Origin of the sequence: Rathayibacter tanaceti (genome assembly GCF_009834165.1) — a bacterium.
GTDB lineage: Bacteria > Actinomycetota > Actinomycetes > Actinomycetales > Microbacteriaceae > Rathayibacter > Rathayibacter tanaceti.
In genome coordinates this window covers 1,374,135-1,388,110 of sequence record NZ_CP047186.1, presented here as the reverse complement: position 1 = coordinate 1,388,110, position 13,976 = coordinate 1,374,135, and the positions used below count along the sequence as shown (strand labels likewise).

Below are 13,976 nucleotides of genomic sequence, written 5' to 3'. Positions count from 1 at the left end.
GGGCCACCACTCGGGCGTCCCGTGACCTCCGGGCGAACCTGCACGTGGTGGATCGCCGCCCGCACCGTCGCGGACAGCGCTCCCACGTTACGCCCTGCGCTCTCGCGGCCGGCGGCGGCTACCCGGCGCGCTGGGTCTCGCGCACCCACTCCTCGAGCTTCCTGGTCGCGGCTCCGGAGTCGACCGCCTCGGCAGCACGCTCCATCGCGGATCGCAGCCTGTCGAGGATCGGGGTGCGCACGAGGTCCGGCTCCCGCGCGAGGTCGAAGGCGGCGAGACCGGCCGCGGCGTTCAGCAGGACGATGTCGCGGACGGCCCCCTCCTCACCGCTGAGCACCGAGCGCACGACACCGGCGTTGTAGGAGGCGTCGCGACCGCGCAGCTCCTCGATGCGGGCGCGGCGGATCCCGAGGTCGCGCGGGTCGAGGTCGTGCTCGACCACCGAGCCGCGGGACACCTCCCAGATGTGGCTGTGCCCGGTGGTCGTCAGCTCGTCGAGACCGTCGTCGCCGCGGAACACGAGAGCCGTGGCGCCGCGGGTCTGGAACACGCCGACCACGAGTGGCACCCGATCCAGGTGCGCCACGCCGACGGCCGAGGCCTCCGGACGCGCCGGGTTGCAGAGCGGCCCAAGGAAGTTGAAGACGGTCGGCACGCCCAGTTCGGCACGGACCGCGCCCGCGTGCCGGAAGCCGGGGTGGAACATCGCGGCGAACACGAAGGCGATGCCCGTCCGACGGAACACCTCCGCGACGCGCTCGGGCGAGAGCGAGAGGTCGACCCCGAGCGCGGCTAGGACGTCAGAGGAGCCCGATGACGACGAGGCGGCCCTGTTCCCGTGCTTGACGACCGGGGTCCCGGCCGCCGCCGCGATGATCGACGCGGTTGACGAGATGTTCACGGTCCCGAAGCGGTCGCCCCCCGTCCCCACAATGTCCAGAGCCATCGGATCCACCTCCAGCGGCACCGCGTGGTCGAGGATCGCGTCGCGGAAGCCCACGATCTCGTCCACCGTCTCGCCCTTCGCCCGCAGCGCGACGAGGAGCCCGGCGAGCTGTGCGGGGGTCGCCACGCCCTCCATCACCTGCTCCATCGCCCACGTCGCCTCCGAGACGCTCAGATCCGAGGAGTCGAGGAGTGCGCTGAGAAGATGCGGCCAGGACAGGGTTTCCGACATGGCTCACAGATTATGCGACGAGGATCGCCTCCCGGGAAGTGCGACTTCCCCCCTCGGGCATCGGCCATAATGGTCTGTGTGACGAGCACCTCTCTCTCCCCCACGGCCACCGCGCCCGTAGTGAACCGACCCAACCCGGTCGCGGTCGGAACGATCGTCTGGCTGGGCAGCGAGGTCATGTTCTTCGCGGGCCTCTTCGCGATCTACTTCACGCTGCGCAGCACCTCTCCCGAGCTGTGGGGCGCCGAGACGCAGATCCTCAACGTGCCCTATGCGGGCGTCAACACGGTGATCCTCGTGGCCTCGTCGTTCAGCTGCCAGTTCGGCGTGTTCGCGGCCGAGCGGCTCCAGCCCCGCGCCACCGGTCTGAGCCCGTTCAAGTGGGGAATGGTCGAGTGGTTCTTCGTCACCTACGCGCTCGGCGCGGTCTTTGTCTCCGGCCAGGTCCTCGAGTACGCGACCCTGGTCTCCGAGGGCATCACGCTCTCGAGCAACGCCTACGGCTCCGCCTTCTACCTGACGACCGGCTTCCACGCCCTGCACGTCACCGGCGGCCTCCTCGCCTTCCTCCTCGTGATCGGCCGAGCCTTCGCGGTCAAGAACTTCGGCCACAAGGAGGCGACCAGCGCGATCGTCGTCTCCTACTACTGGCACTTCGTCGACGTCGTGTGGGTCGGCCTCTTCGCCGTCATCTACTTCCTCAAGTGACGCGCTCTCCGTTGAACAACCCCACCACCGATCCCCGCAGGAAGGACGCCTCGATGGCCTCCCCGAAGACCAAGAGCCGAGCCAAGAAGGGTCGCCGTCATCCGCTCGCCACAGTGGCCCTGATCGCCATCGGGCTCGGACTCACCGGCGGAACCTATGCCGCGGTCGGCGTGGCCACCTCGGCATCGGCAGAGACGTCCGCGACCAGCCAGCAGACGATCGACGAGGGTTCCAAGCTCTTCGCCGCGAACTGCGCCACGTGCCACGGTCTCGACGCCGCAGGGACCGACAACGCGCCGACGCTGATCGGCGTGGGCGCCGCCTCCGTCGACTTCCAGGTCGGCACCGGCCGCATGCCCATGCAGATGCACGGCCCGCAGGCGCTCGAGAAGCCGGTCCAGTTCACCGATGACCAGGTCGCCGAGCTGGCCGCCTACGTCGCCTCGCTGGCGCCCGGGCCCGCGATCCCCGAGGGCGAGGTCCTCGACGGACAGGGCGACAGCGCCAACGGCGCCGAGCTGTTCCGCATCAATTGCGCGATGTGCCACAACGTGGCCGGAGCCGGCGGCGCGCTGACCGAGGGCAAGTTCGCTCCTCCGCTGGGAGGCGTGACCGAAGCGCACATCTACGAGGCGATGGTGACCGGCCCGCAGAACATGCCGGTCTTCAACGACCTCAACATCTCGCCCGAGGACAAGCGCGACATCATCTCGTACCTCAAGTACATCGAGGCCAACCCGTCCCCGGGCGGATTCGCGCTCGGCTCGCTCGGGCCGGTCGCGGAGGGCCTGTTCCTCTGGATCTTCGGCCTCGGCGCGATCGTGGCGCTGACGGTGTGGATCACCGCCCGATCCAACTAGACGACCTCGACGCCCTGACGGGCGCGACTGACCCACGGCACCGTCCGGTGCCGATACGGCGCGAAAAGGAGAACCATGGCAGAGCACGATGAGGGTGGCACGGACCTCGCCACCTCGTCGGCCACCGGGCACGGGACGGCTCCGGCCGGCACCGCGGTCGTGACGCGGGATCGCGTCCAGGACCCGGGCCTCCCGCCGCACCGCCCCCGGATGACCGATCTCGACCCCAAGGTCGAGAAGCGTGCCGAGCGCACGGTGTACACGCTCTTCTACCTCTCCTTCGCGGGCTCCCTGTTCGCGGTCGCCGCGTACATGGCGTTCCCGATCACCGAGGACGTCTCCTCCGTCCGGCTGAACACGCTGTTCATCGGTCTGGGCATGTCACTCGCCCTGCTGGGGATCGGCATCGCGGCCGTCCACTGGGGGAAGCAGCTGATGTCCGACCACGAGGGCATCGACATCCGGCACCCCGTCCGCAGCGCCGAGCCCACCCGGGCCCGTGCGCTCGAGATCTTCGACCAGTCCGACAAGGAGTCCGGCTTCGGCCGTCGCTCGCTCGTGCGCAACAGCCTGATCGCCTCGCTCGTCGTGTTCCCGCTGCCCGCCGTGATCCTGTTCCGCGGCCTCGGCCCGCAGGACCAGAACCCCGTCGACCTCCTCAAGACCACGCTGTGGCAAGAGGGCACGAGGCTCACCCTGGACCCGTCGGGAGCGCCGATCCTCGCATCGGACGTGACCATCGGCTCCGCCTTCCACGTCATCCCCGAAGGCCTCAACGACGCCGAGGGCAAGCTGGAGGAGAAGGCCAAGGCCGCTGTCCTCCTGATGCGCCTGAAGCCTGAGGACCTCGTCGTCAGTGAGGGTCGCGAGACCTGGAACTACGACGGAATCGTCGCCTACTCCAAGATCTGCACGCACGTCGGCTGCCCTGTGGCACTGTACGAGCAGCAGACCCACCACCTGCTGTGCCCGTGCCACCAGTCGCAATTCGACATCACGCGCGAGGCCGCCGTCATCTTCGGCCCGGCGAAGCGTCCGCTTCCGCAGCTCCCCATCACCATTGACGCCGAGGGATACCTGGTCGCCCGCAGCGACTTCACGGAGCCCGTCGGACCGTCCTTCTGGGAGCGATGACTCACATGTCCACCACCACCCCTTCCCGCCCCTCCAGCTCCCCCGCGGAGCCCGGAGACGGCGTCATCCTCGGCAGCGGCAAGCTCCAGAAGGGCTATGTCGGAGCCGCGTCGAACTACATCGACGAGCGCACGAGCATCTCCGCGGTCGTGAAGGAGTTCGGCCGCAAGATCTTCCCCGACCACTGGTCGTTCCTCCTCGGCGAGGTCGCGCTTTACAGCTTCGTCATCATCCTGCTGTCGGGCACCTTCCTCACCTTCTTCTTCCAGGCCTCGATGGTCGAGACGCACTACGAGGGCAGCTACCTGCCGCTCAAGGGCATCGAGATGTCCGCGGCCATGGCATCGTCGCTCGACATCTCGTTCGACATCCGCGGCGGCCTCCTGATGCGCCAGATCCACCACTGGGCGGCGCTGCTGTTCGTGGCGTCGATCGGCCTCCACATGCTCCGGATCTTCTTCACCGGAGCGTTCCGCAAGCCCCGCGAGCTCAACTGGGTCATCGGCTTCGTCCTCTTCATCCTCGCGATGGCCGAGGGCTTCACCGGCTACTCCCTCCCCGACGACCTGCTCTCGGGAAACGGCCTCCGCATCATCGACGGCATGGTCAAGGGCATCCCGATCGTGGGCACCTGGATCTCCTTCCTCCTCTTCGGCGGGGAGTTCCCGGGGACAGACATCGTCGGCCGTCTGTACACCCTGCACATCCTGCTTCTGCCGGCACTGGTGCTCGCGTTCATCGCCCTGCACCTCGTGTTCGTGGTCGTGCACAAGCACACCCAGTTCCCGGGCGCGGGCAAGACCGAGCAGAACGTCGTCGGCTACCCCGTCCTTCCGGTGTACGCGGCCAAAGCCGGTGGGTTCTTCTTCATCGTGTTCGGTGTCGTCGTCCTCATCGCGTCTCTGTTCACGATCAACCCGATCTGGAACTACGGACCGTACGACCCCTCCCCTGTGTCTGCGGGAACCCAGCCCGACTGGTACATCGGCTTCGCGGACGGCGCGTTGCGTCTCGTTCCGCCGGGGCTGGAGTGGGCGATCCCGGGGATCGGCACCCTGTCGTTCAACATCCTCATCCCGCTCGTCGGCCTGGGCCTGTTCATCGTCGCGGTCATGCTCTACCCGTTCCTCGAAGCATGGATCACCGGTGACAAGCGGGAGCACCACCTGCTCGACCGCCCGCGCAACGCCGCGACGCGCACCGCGATCGGAGCCGCGGGAGTCACCTTCTACGCCGTGCTCTGGGCCGCCGCCTCGTCCGACCTCATCGCGACGCACTTCCACCTCACGATGGAAGGCGTGATCCACGGACTGCAGTTCCTGCTGATCGCTGGACCGTTCATCGCGTACTTCATCACGAAGCGGATCTGCCTCGCGCTGCAGAAGAAGGATCGCGAGATCGCTCTGCACGGTTTCGAGTCGGGCCGTATCGTCCGGCTCCCGGGTGGCGAGTTCATCGAGGTGCACCAGCAGCTCGACGAGTACGAGCGCTGGAAGCTGGTCGGCCAGGAGGAATACGAGCCTCTGATGATCCGTCCGGATTCCCGCGGCCGCATCACCGCACCGCAGCGCGTCCGCGCCGGCCTCTCCCGCTGGTTCTTCGAGGACCGCATCACCCCGGTCACCCAGAAGGAGCTCGAGAGCTCGCACAGCGAGCACTGACTACGAAGGGCCCGGACGATCCGCGTCGTCCGGGCCCTTCGTCGTGCGTGCGGGATGGTGTGCCTGCTAGATAGCGCCGATGTCAGCCCGAGTGGCCGAGCAGCCAGCGCACTCCGAACCGGTCCATCACCTGGCCGTCGTGGTCGCCCCAGGGCCGCTCCTGTAGCGGATCCGTGACGGTGCCACCGTCCGCGAGCCGCCTGAACCAGGCGGCGGTCGTGACGGCGTCAGCAGCACCCAGGAGCGCGAGGACGAGCCCGTCCATCCGCAGCTCCGCGCCGTGCTCATCAGCCGCGAAGATCGCGACAGAGCCGCTGAGCGCGCCGTGCGCGATCGCCTCCGGGCTGCCATCGGAGCGCCCGAACTCCTCGAGGGTGTGCAACTCGAGCTCGCCCCCGAAGACCCCGCGATAGAACGTCAGCGCCTCTCGGGCGCGACCGTCGAAGAACAAGTACGGAACAGAGCTCATGCGCCCATCCTCCCCCGCCCGTGACGACAGTGAGGGAACCCGGGCCCGTTGAGGCCGCCCGGACGTGCCGGCTCCCTCGACGGTTCGGGGTTCCCTCGGTGCCGGGTTGCGACGGGCCCTAGGAGCCGTTGCCGATCAGCTGCAGCTGCGAGCCGTCGATGTCGACCAGGAACCCGGCACGCAGCCCCCAGGGCTGCCTCCGGACGGGAACGAGCCGTGGATGGCCGCTGCTCCGCTCCGGCACCCCGGAGTCCCTGATCCGCGCATACAGCGCGTCGACGTCGTCGACCCGGATGCTGCACATGGCGTTGCTCTCGGCGGGGACGAGGTCGGCGAAGAGGAAGAACTCAAGCTCGAGCCCTCCTGAGCGGAGGATCAGCCAGCTGTCGCCCCGATACGTCGGGCTGAGTCCGAAGCCGCCGTAGAAGGCGATCGTGGAGTCGAGGTCGCGTGACGGCAGGTTCGGCACCGCACGGTCGGTCATCGCGCGAGCCTACTCCGACCGATGATCGCATCGCCCGGTCGCAGTGCTGAGCCGGATGCCGGAGGACGAGTCCACCTGCACCCGACCCTCACCGGGGGCGACACCTAGCGGGCGAAGTACCCGCGGTAGTACTCGTACACCCATCCCGCGATCGCGACCAGGAAGAGTCCGACCGCGATGTAGGTGATCCAGAAGCCGACCGCGAGGCCCAGGAAGCCCAGCGCGGCCGAGGCTCCCAGGATCAGGGGCCACCAGCTCCACGGGCTGAAGAAGCCCAGCTCGGGGTCGCCGTCGTCGATGTCGGCGTCGAGACGATCCTCGGGGAGCTCGCCCTGCTGAGCCTTGTGGACCCGCCCGACATAGAACGCGATGAAGGCGCCCAGCACCGACGAGAGGCCGATACCGACCGCTCCCACCCACTCGACCTGGCCGGTGTCGATCAGCGACCAGGCGATGTAGATGATGTCGGCGAGCAGGAAGAAGCCGGCCAGAAGCCAGAACAGGTTGACATTGGCGCGCATGGCCCTACTTCACCGTGCCTTCGGACTTGTCGTACGTGGGGGCGTCCGGAGCGTCCTTCGCCGGACCGATGCCGACGGGGATGCCGGCCTCGGGGTGGTTGAGGTCGAAGGCCGGAGCCTCGCTGCGGATACGCGGGATGGACGTGAAGTTGTGGCGGGGCGGCGGGCACGACGTGGCCCACTCGAGCGAGCGCGAGAAGCCCCACGGGTCGTTGACCGTCACCTTCGGCGCCTTACGGGCGGTGATGTAGACGTTCAGGAAGAACGGGATCAGCGAGACCGCGAGGATCATGGCTCCGACCGTCGACACCTGGTTCATCCAGGTGAAGCCGTCCTCGGGCAGGTAGCTCGCGTAGCGGCGCGGCATTCCGACGACACCGAGCCAGTGCTGGATGAGGAACGTGGTGTGGAAACCGATGAACAGCAGCCAGAAATGCCACTTGCCCAGCGTCTCGTTGAGCATCTTGCCGGTCCATTTGGGCCACCAGAAGTAGAAGCCCGAGAACATCGCGAAGACCACGGTTCCGAAGACGACGTAGTGGAAGTGCGCCACCACGAAGTAGGAGTCGGATACGTGGAAGTCCAGCGGCGGCGAGGCGAGGATGACGCCGGTCAGTCCGCCGAAGGTGAAGGTGATCAGGAAGCCGATCGCCCAGATCATCGGGGTCTCGAACGTCACCGATCCACGCCACATGGTGCCGATCCAGTTGAAGATCTTCACGCCCGTCGGAACCGCGATGAGCATCGTCATCAACGAGAAGAAGGGCAGCAGGACCGAGCCGGTGACGTACATGTGGTGCGCCCAGACCGTCACGGAGAGGGCAGCGATCGCGATCGTCGCGTAGATCAGGGTCTTGTAGCCGAAGATCGGCTTGCGGCTGAAGACGGGGAACACCTCGGACACGATTCCGAAGAACGGCAGCGCGATGATGTACACCTCGGGGTGGCCGAAGAACCAGAAGAGGTGCTGCCAGAGCAGGACACCGCCGTTCGCCGCGTCGTAGATGTGCGCGTCGAACACGCGGTCGGCACCGAGCGCGAACATCGCCGCGGCGAGGACGGGGAACGCGAGCAACACGAGGATCGACGTGACGAGGATGTTCCACGTGAAGATCGGCATGCGGAACATCGTCATGCCCGGGGCGCGCATCGTGATGATCGTGGTGATGAAGTTCACTGCGCCGAGGATCGTGCCGAAGCCCGAGAGCGCGAGCCCGAACACCCAGAGATTGCCGCCCAACCCCGGGGAGAAGGTCGTGCTCGACAGTGGCGCGTACGCGAACCAACCGAACGACGCCGCACCCTGCGGAGTGACGAAGCCGGCCACCGCGATGAGCGAGCCGAAGCTGTAGAGCCAGTAGGCGAAGGCATTGAGCCGAGGGAAGGCGACGTCCGGTGCCCCGATCTGGAGCGGCATGAGGACGTTCGCGAATCCCGCGAAGAGCGGCGTCGCGAACATCAGCAGCATGATCGTGCCGTGCATCGTGAAGAGCTGGTTGTACTGCTCACGCGTCTCGACGACGTTGAGGCCGGGCTCGAACAGCTGGGCGCGGATGACGAGCGCCATCACGCCGGCGATGCAGAAGTAGATGAACGACGTGATCAGGTACATGTACCCGATGACCTTGTGGTCCGTCGAGGTCATCCAGCGAACGAGGACGTTCGCCTTGCGCTGTACGGGTGGGGTCCCGAGTGCGCGGGTGGGGGCGGGTGCCGTGGCGGTGCTCATGCTCCCTTACTCCTCGTTCTCTGTTCGGGCCGGCGCGCCGGTGCCGGGAAGGTTGCTGTTGCGGTCGTAGTCGGCGCCGAGCTGGCCCGTCTGCCCCGCATCGCGGAGGGACTCGATGTAGTCGTCGTACTCGCCCTGCGAGACGACCTTGACGTTGAAGAGCATCGCGGAGTGGTACTCGCCGCAGAGCTCGGCGCACTTGCCCGCATAGGTCCCCTCCTTGAGCGGCGTGACGTACATGTAGTTCGTCTTGCCGGGGATCATGTCTTTCTTGTAAAGGAAGTCGACGACCCAGAAGGAGTGGATCACGTCGCGCGAGTCGAGCTGGATCTTGATCTTCTGCCCGACGGGCAGGTACAGGGTGGGCACCTCGGACTCGACGAGCGCTCCAGCGGCGTCTCCACCCTCCTGGTACTGGCCCTGGATCCCGGCCGAGTAGACGTCTTCATCGACGTAGTTGAAGTCCCACGCCCACTGCTTGCCGTAGACCTGGATGGTCTCGTCCGGGTCGTCATAGGCCTGCTCGATGGCGGCCTGGTCGCGCGCGGTGAAGGCGAAGAATCCGATGACCAGGATCAGCGGCACGATCGTGTAGAAGATCTCGATCGGCATGTTGTACCGCAGCTGGACCGGCAGACCCGTCTGCCCCTTGCGGCGTCGGTAGACCACCACCGCCCAGATGGTGAGACCCCAGGTGACGACACCCACGGCCAGTAGGACGATCCAGGAGGTGACCCAGAGTCCGATCACCCGGTCGACATGGTTCGTCGTCCCGGGTTCGGTGGGGAGCCAACCCTGGAGCTGCTCCTGAGTGCAGCCCGCGAGGACGAGGGCGAGGGCTCCTGCGACGGGGGCAGCGACCCATCTGCGGATTCGGCGATTGAAGCGCACCGGTGACCTTTCGGAAGACTGGGGACCAGTTCACACGAAACTGTATTAGACCGGGTCCAGCCTACCCTTCCGCTTCGGCGGCTCGGTGCACGTCCGCGCGCTCTTGACCTCGCGCCCGAGGGGTGCAGTCACGACGAACGGCGCCCAGCTGGCCGCCGGAGCAGCCTGTCGGGCGCCGTCCGAGGGCGATCCTGCGGCTCACGCCGCGGCGCGTCAGTGGAAGCTGTCGCCGCAGGCGCAGCTGCCGCCCGCGTTGGGGTTGTCGATCGTGAAGCCCTGCTTCTGGATGGTGTCCTCGAAGTCGATCGAGGCTCCGTCGAGGTAGGGGACGCTCATCTTGTCGACGACGAGACCGACTCCCTCGAACTCGACAGCGGCATCGCCGTCGAGGGTGCGCTCGTCGAAGTAGAGCTGGTAGATCAGGCCGGAGCAGCCTCCGGGCTGCACGGCGACCCGCAGACGGAGGTCGTCGCGCCCCTCCTGCTCGAGGAGGCTCTTGACCTTGGCCGCGGCGGTGGGGGTCATCGAGACGCCGTGGGCCGCGTCGGCCCGGGTGGCGACGGGGGTCACTGTCTGGTCGGTCAGTGTCGTGTCGGACATGTCACTCCTCAGGGGAACGGGCGGAACGGTCGTCGTGCTTCCGGGATTCTACGGCTGCAACCCGCGTGCGGGCCGGGGTATTCCGCAGAGCCCGGGATCCGCAGAGCCCGGAGGTGCTCCGCGGATCCCCTAGCCGTTCCGCAGGGTTGCGCGTCAGCCTCGGCGGGCGGCCGCGCGGAGCAGGAAGAGCGCCTCCGCCTGTGCAGCCCGCTTGAAGACGCCCAGGTGCAGCGACTCGTTGGGGCTGTGCGCGCGCGAGTCCGGGTCCTCGACTCCTGTGACCAGGATCTGCGCCGCCGGGAACTCGCGGACCAGATCAGCGATGAAGGGAATGCTGCCGCCGATACCCGTCTCGAGCGGCTCACGGCCCCAGGCGTCCGCCATCGCCCCCTTGACCAGGTCGACGGCCCAGCCGGAGGCGTCGACGAGGAAAGGCTCGCCGGTGTTGACGTCGTCGATGGCAAGGTGCGCACCGAACGGAGCGTGCGCCCGCAGGTGCCGCTCGAGGGCGGTGAACGCCTCCGACGCGTCCTGGCCCGGCGCGATGCGCGCGCTGATCTTGACGCGCACCGAGGGGAGGAGCGTGTTGGAGGCGTCGACGACGCTCGGCGCGTCGATCCCCGTCACCGTGACGGCCGGCTTCGACCAGGTGCGCGAGAGGATCGGACCGGTCCCGATCGGCGAGACTCCGTCGAGCAGGCCCGAATCGCGGCGCAGGTCGGCCTCGGTCGTCTCGGGGACGGCTCCGGTGTGCTCGATGAGTCCCTCCACCGCGACCGAGCCGTCCTCTCTCCAGAGAGTCGAGAGCAGGCGCACCGCCGCGAGCATCGCATCGGGCACCGCTCCCCCGAGCATCCCGGAGTGGGAGGCGTGAGCGAGCGTGCTCACCGTGAGGGTGAATGTGACGTTGCCGCGCAGTCCGACCGTCAGCGACGGAGTGTCGACATCCCAGTTGTCGCTATCGGCGACGATGATCGCGTCGGCGCGCAGCGCCTCGTGGTGGTCGCGGAGGAACGTCGGGAACGAGCGGGAGCCGAACTCCTCCTCGCCCTCGATGAACAGCACCAGGCCGAGGTCGTGCTCGTCACCGGCCACCTCGCGCAGAGCGCGGACCGCGGCGAGGTGGGACACGACTCCGGCCTTGTCGTCGGCGGCGCCGCGCCCGTACAGACGGTCGCCGCGCACGGTCGGCTCGAACGGCGGCGTCTCCCACGCCGCTTCGGCGCCCTGAGGCTGCACGTCGTGGTGCGCGTAGAGGAGGATCGTGGGCGCGCCGTTGCGCGCCGAGCGTGTCGCCAGGACGGCCGGCTGACCGAGGACGCCGGAGTCGCCGATCGTCGCGCTGTGGATCGCCACATCGTCGAAAGCGCCGGACTCGCGCGCGAGCTCTGCGATCGCCTCCGCGCTGGCAGCGACCCGCGACGCGTCGAAGCCGTCCCACGAGACCGACGGGATGCGGACCAGCTGCCCCAGTTGCGCGAACGAGCGCGGCAGGTCGTCGCGCACGGCGGAGAGGACGGCCTCCTCCTCGGACGAGAGAGCGGACGGAGTCGGAGCGTCGTGAGCCATGGAGGTAATCTTAAGAGACCCCCGATTCCAAGGACGTTCACCGTGGCCAAGCACCCGATCGCACCCGACACGCCCGATGAGGCCGGCCCCGCCGCAGGCAAGGGGCGGCCGACGCCGACACGTCGCGAGCAGGAGCTGGCGCGCAAGCGTCCCCTCGTGGTGACCGACCGCAAGCAGGCTGCGCGCGACGCCCGCGAGAAGGCCGCGGTCGCCCGCGAGCAGGCCAGGGTCGGCCTCGCGGCCGGCGACCAGCGCTACCTGCCGTTGCGCGACAAGGGCCCGCAGCGCAAGTTCGTCCGGGACTGGATCGACGCGCGCTTCAGCCTCGGCGAGTTCCTCATCCCGGTGATGGTGGTTGTGCTGCTGCTCAGTTTCTTCCCTCAGCCCGAACTGCAGTCGATCTCGCTGATCGTGATCTGGGTGTTCTTCCTCGTCGCGGTGGTCGACTGCGTCCTGCTGGGCGCGCGCATGCGCCGCAAGCTGGGCGACCGTTTCGGCCCGGCGAACGTCGAGAAGGGCATTCGCTGGTACGCGGCGACCCGCGCGCTCCAGCTGCGGGTGATGCGCCTCCCCAAACCGCAGGTGAAGCGCGGCGCGTTCCCCGAGTGAGCTCGGAGCCGCGTGCGGCTCCGGTCCTGCTCCCCGGTGCCCGAGGCGGGGGTCTGCGCTCAGCGCGTGCGCAGCCCGATGGTGACCTCCCGCGCCCAGAGCGGGCCCCGGTAGACGAAGGCCGTGTAGCCCTGCACAAGGGTGGCCCCCGCGTCGAGGCGGCTCTGCACGTCGGCGGCGGTCTCCACTCCGCCGACCGAGACGACGCAAAAGTCGGCGGGGACGACCGCTCGGATCGACCGCAGCACGTCGAGCGCTCGGGCGCCGAGCGGGGCGCCTGAGAGGCCGCCGGCTCCCGCCGCCTCGACGACGGCCGGATCCGTCCGCAGTCCGTCGCGCGAGAGCGTCGTGTTGGTGGCGATGATGCCGTCCAGGCCCAGACGCACCGCGAGTTCGGCGACGCGAGCGACCTCCTCGTCCGAGAGGTCAGGAGCGATCTTGACCAGGAGAGGTGTGGTTCCGGCCGCGTCCTCCACCGCGGCCAGGAGCGGCTCGAGCCTGTCGATCTCTTGGAGGCCCCGGAGCCCGGGGGTGTTCGGCGAGCTGACGTTGACGACGAGGTAGTCGGCGAGCGGCGCCAGGAGGCGTGTGCTGACCAGGTAGTCCTCGATCGCATCGTCGACAGCGACGATCCGGCTCTTGCCGATGTTCACTCCGATGACCGGCCTGCGCCGGACGCGGCGGAGCCGGGTGAGACGGCGAGCGGCCGCCTCGGCCCCGAGATTGTTGAAGCCCATGCGGTTGACGAGGGCACGATCAGCAACGAGCCGGAACAGGCGCGGCCGCTCGTTGCCAGGCTGCGCACGCGCCGTCACCGTGCCGACTTCGACGTGGCCGAAGCCCAGCGCGCCCAGGCCGAGGACGGCGGTCGCGTCCTTGTCGAAGCCGGCCGCCATGCCGAAGGGCGTCTCGAAGCGCAGTCCGAGCGCCTCGACCGAGTGATCGGCGCGCGGGAGGGTGAAGCGGCGGACCAGCGGAGCGGCGATTCCGAGCGCGCGGATCACCGGGAAGGCGAGGTGGTGCGCCTGCTCAGGATCGAGGCGGCGCAGGAACGTGCGGAAGAGGAGGGGGTACACCAGGACCTCAGTTCTCGTCGGCGCCCTGCGGCACCGCCGTCCGCTCGGCGCGGAGCAGAGCGATGGCGGATTCGAAGTCGTCGAGCGAGTCGAAGGCCTGGTACACGCTCGCGAAGCGGAGGTACGCGACCTCGTCGAGCTCACGCAACGGCGCGAGGATCGCGAGCCCGATGTCGTTCGCGTCGATCTGCGACGCACCGGTCGAGCGGATGTTCTCCTCGACCCGCTGGGCGAGCACCGCGAGATCGGAGTCGGTCACGGGTCGGCCCTGGCAGGCCTTCCGCACGCCGCTGACGATCTTCTCCCGGCTGAACGGCTCGACGACTCCGCTGCGCTTGATCACGACGAGACTCGCGGTCTCGGTCGTGGAGAAACGGCGACCGCAGGAGGGGCACTGGCGGCGACGCCGGATCGACAGACCGTCGTCGCTGGTGCGCGAGTCGATCACTCGGGAGTCGGGGTGCCGGCAGAAGGGGCAGAACATCGTG

15 protein-coding genes are annotated in these 13,976 nt (G+C 68.3%); 5 read left to right on the top strand and 10 right to left on the bottom strand.

Translation table 11 applies throughout. The annotated features are described in order from the left end of the window. Window positions 1-118: 118 nt before the first annotated feature. Window positions 119-1,177: an anthranilate phosphoribosyltransferase gene (gene trpD, locus GSU10_RS06525; RefSeq protein WP_132505130.1), complete on the bottom strand. Its 1,059-nt coding sequence runs from the start codon at window positions 1,175-1,177 to the stop codon at window positions 119-121. Window positions 1,178-1,246: 69 nt separating this feature from the next. Between trpD and ctaE the strand changes: the two genes are divergently transcribed. The 4 genes from ctaE (at window position 1,247) to qcrB (ending at window position 5,540) form a co-directional block, all read left to right on the top strand. Continuing rightward, a complete protein-coding gene (gene ctaE / locus GSU10_RS06520; protein WP_068211958.1) occupies window positions 1,247-1,885 on the top strand; it encodes an aa3-type cytochrome oxidase subunit III in 639 nt (212 codons plus the stop codon). A 53-nt stretch (window positions 1,886-1,938) separates the two neighbouring features. Further along, entirely contained in the window at window positions 1,939-2,745 is an 807-nt protein-coding gene (qcrC, locus tag GSU10_RS06515; protein WP_068211959.1) for a cytochrome bc1 complex diheme cytochrome c subunit, read from the top strand. Between the two features lie 75 nt (window positions 2,746-2,820). Next, window positions 2,821-3,879, top strand: a complete 1,059-nt coding sequence (qcrA, locus tag GSU10_RS06510; RefSeq protein WP_068211961.1) for a cytochrome bc1 complex Rieske iron-sulfur subunit — start codon at window positions 2,821-2,823, stop codon at window positions 3,877-3,879. Between the two features lie 5 nt (window positions 3,880-3,884). After that, window positions 3,885-5,540, top strand: coding sequence for a cytochrome bc1 complex cytochrome b subunit (gene qcrB, locus GSU10_RS06505; protein WP_068211963.1), 1,656 nt, complete (start codon window positions 3,885-3,887; stop codon window positions 5,538-5,540). A gap of 82 nt (window positions 5,541-5,622) precedes the next feature. Here the strand turns inward: qcrB and GSU10_RS06500 are convergent, their stop codons facing one another. The 7 genes from GSU10_RS06500 to GSU10_RS06470 form a co-directional block, all read right to left on the bottom strand. After that, complete coding sequence (locus GSU10_RS06500; protein ID WP_068211965.1) at window positions 5,623-6,009, bottom strand: VOC family protein; 387 nt, start codon at window positions 6,007-6,009, stop codon at window positions 5,623-5,625. Window positions 6,010-6,127: 118 nt separating this feature from the next. Next, window positions 6,128-6,493: a bleomycin resistance protein gene (locus tag GSU10_RS06495; RefSeq protein WP_068211968.1), complete on the bottom strand. Its 366-nt coding sequence runs from the start codon at window positions 6,491-6,493 to the stop codon at window positions 6,128-6,130. Between the two features lie 104 nt (window positions 6,494-6,597). Continuing rightward, the gene (locus GSU10_RS06490) at window positions 6,598-7,014 is read right to left on the bottom strand and encodes a cytochrome c oxidase subunit 4 (RefSeq protein ID WP_068211971.1); all 417 of its coding nucleotides are present in this window, start codon (window positions 7,012-7,014) and stop codon (window positions 6,598-6,600) included. Window positions 7,015-7,018: 4 nt separating this feature from the next. After that, window positions 7,019-8,743, bottom strand: a complete 1,725-nt coding sequence (ctaD, locus tag GSU10_RS06485) for an aa3-type cytochrome oxidase subunit I (RefSeq protein WP_068211973.1) — start codon at window positions 8,741-8,743, stop codon at window positions 7,019-7,021. 6 nt (window positions 8,744-8,749) lie between these two features. Next, on the bottom strand, window positions 8,750-9,634 hold the full coding sequence (gene ctaC, locus GSU10_RS06480) for an aa3-type cytochrome oxidase subunit II (protein ID WP_132505133.1): 885 nt from the start codon (window positions 9,632-9,634) through the stop codon (window positions 8,750-8,752). A gap of 213 nt (window positions 9,635-9,847) precedes the next feature. Continuing rightward, window positions 9,848-10,234, bottom strand: a complete 387-nt coding sequence (erpA, locus tag GSU10_RS06475) for an iron-sulfur cluster insertion protein ErpA (RefSeq protein ID WP_068211977.1) — start codon at window positions 10,232-10,234, stop codon at window positions 9,848-9,850. A 153-nt stretch (window positions 10,235-10,387) separates the two neighbouring features. Beyond that, window positions 10,388-11,803, bottom strand: coding sequence for a dipeptidase (locus GSU10_RS06470; RefSeq protein WP_068211980.1), 1,416 nt, complete (start codon window positions 11,801-11,803; stop codon window positions 10,388-10,390). A gap of 42 nt (window positions 11,804-11,845) precedes the next feature. Between GSU10_RS06470 and GSU10_RS06465 the strand changes: the two genes are divergently transcribed. Then, entirely contained in the window at window positions 11,846-12,412 is a 567-nt protein-coding gene (locus tag GSU10_RS06465) for a DUF3043 domain-containing protein (RefSeq protein WP_132505136.1), read from the top strand. A 59-nt stretch (window positions 12,413-12,471) separates the two neighbouring features. Here the strand turns inward: GSU10_RS06465 and GSU10_RS06460 are convergent, their stop codons facing one another. Beyond that, complete coding sequence (locus GSU10_RS06460) at window positions 12,472-13,488, bottom strand: quinone-dependent dihydroorotate dehydrogenase (protein WP_132505139.1); 1,017 nt, start codon at window positions 13,486-13,488, stop codon at window positions 12,472-12,474. 7 nt (window positions 13,489-13,495) lie between these two features. Further along, window positions 13,496-13,972, bottom strand: a complete 477-nt coding sequence (nrdR, locus tag GSU10_RS06455) for a transcriptional regulator NrdR (protein WP_068213510.1) — start codon at window positions 13,970-13,972, stop codon at window positions 13,496-13,498. Between the last annotated feature and the right edge of the window lie 4 nt (window positions 13,973-13,976).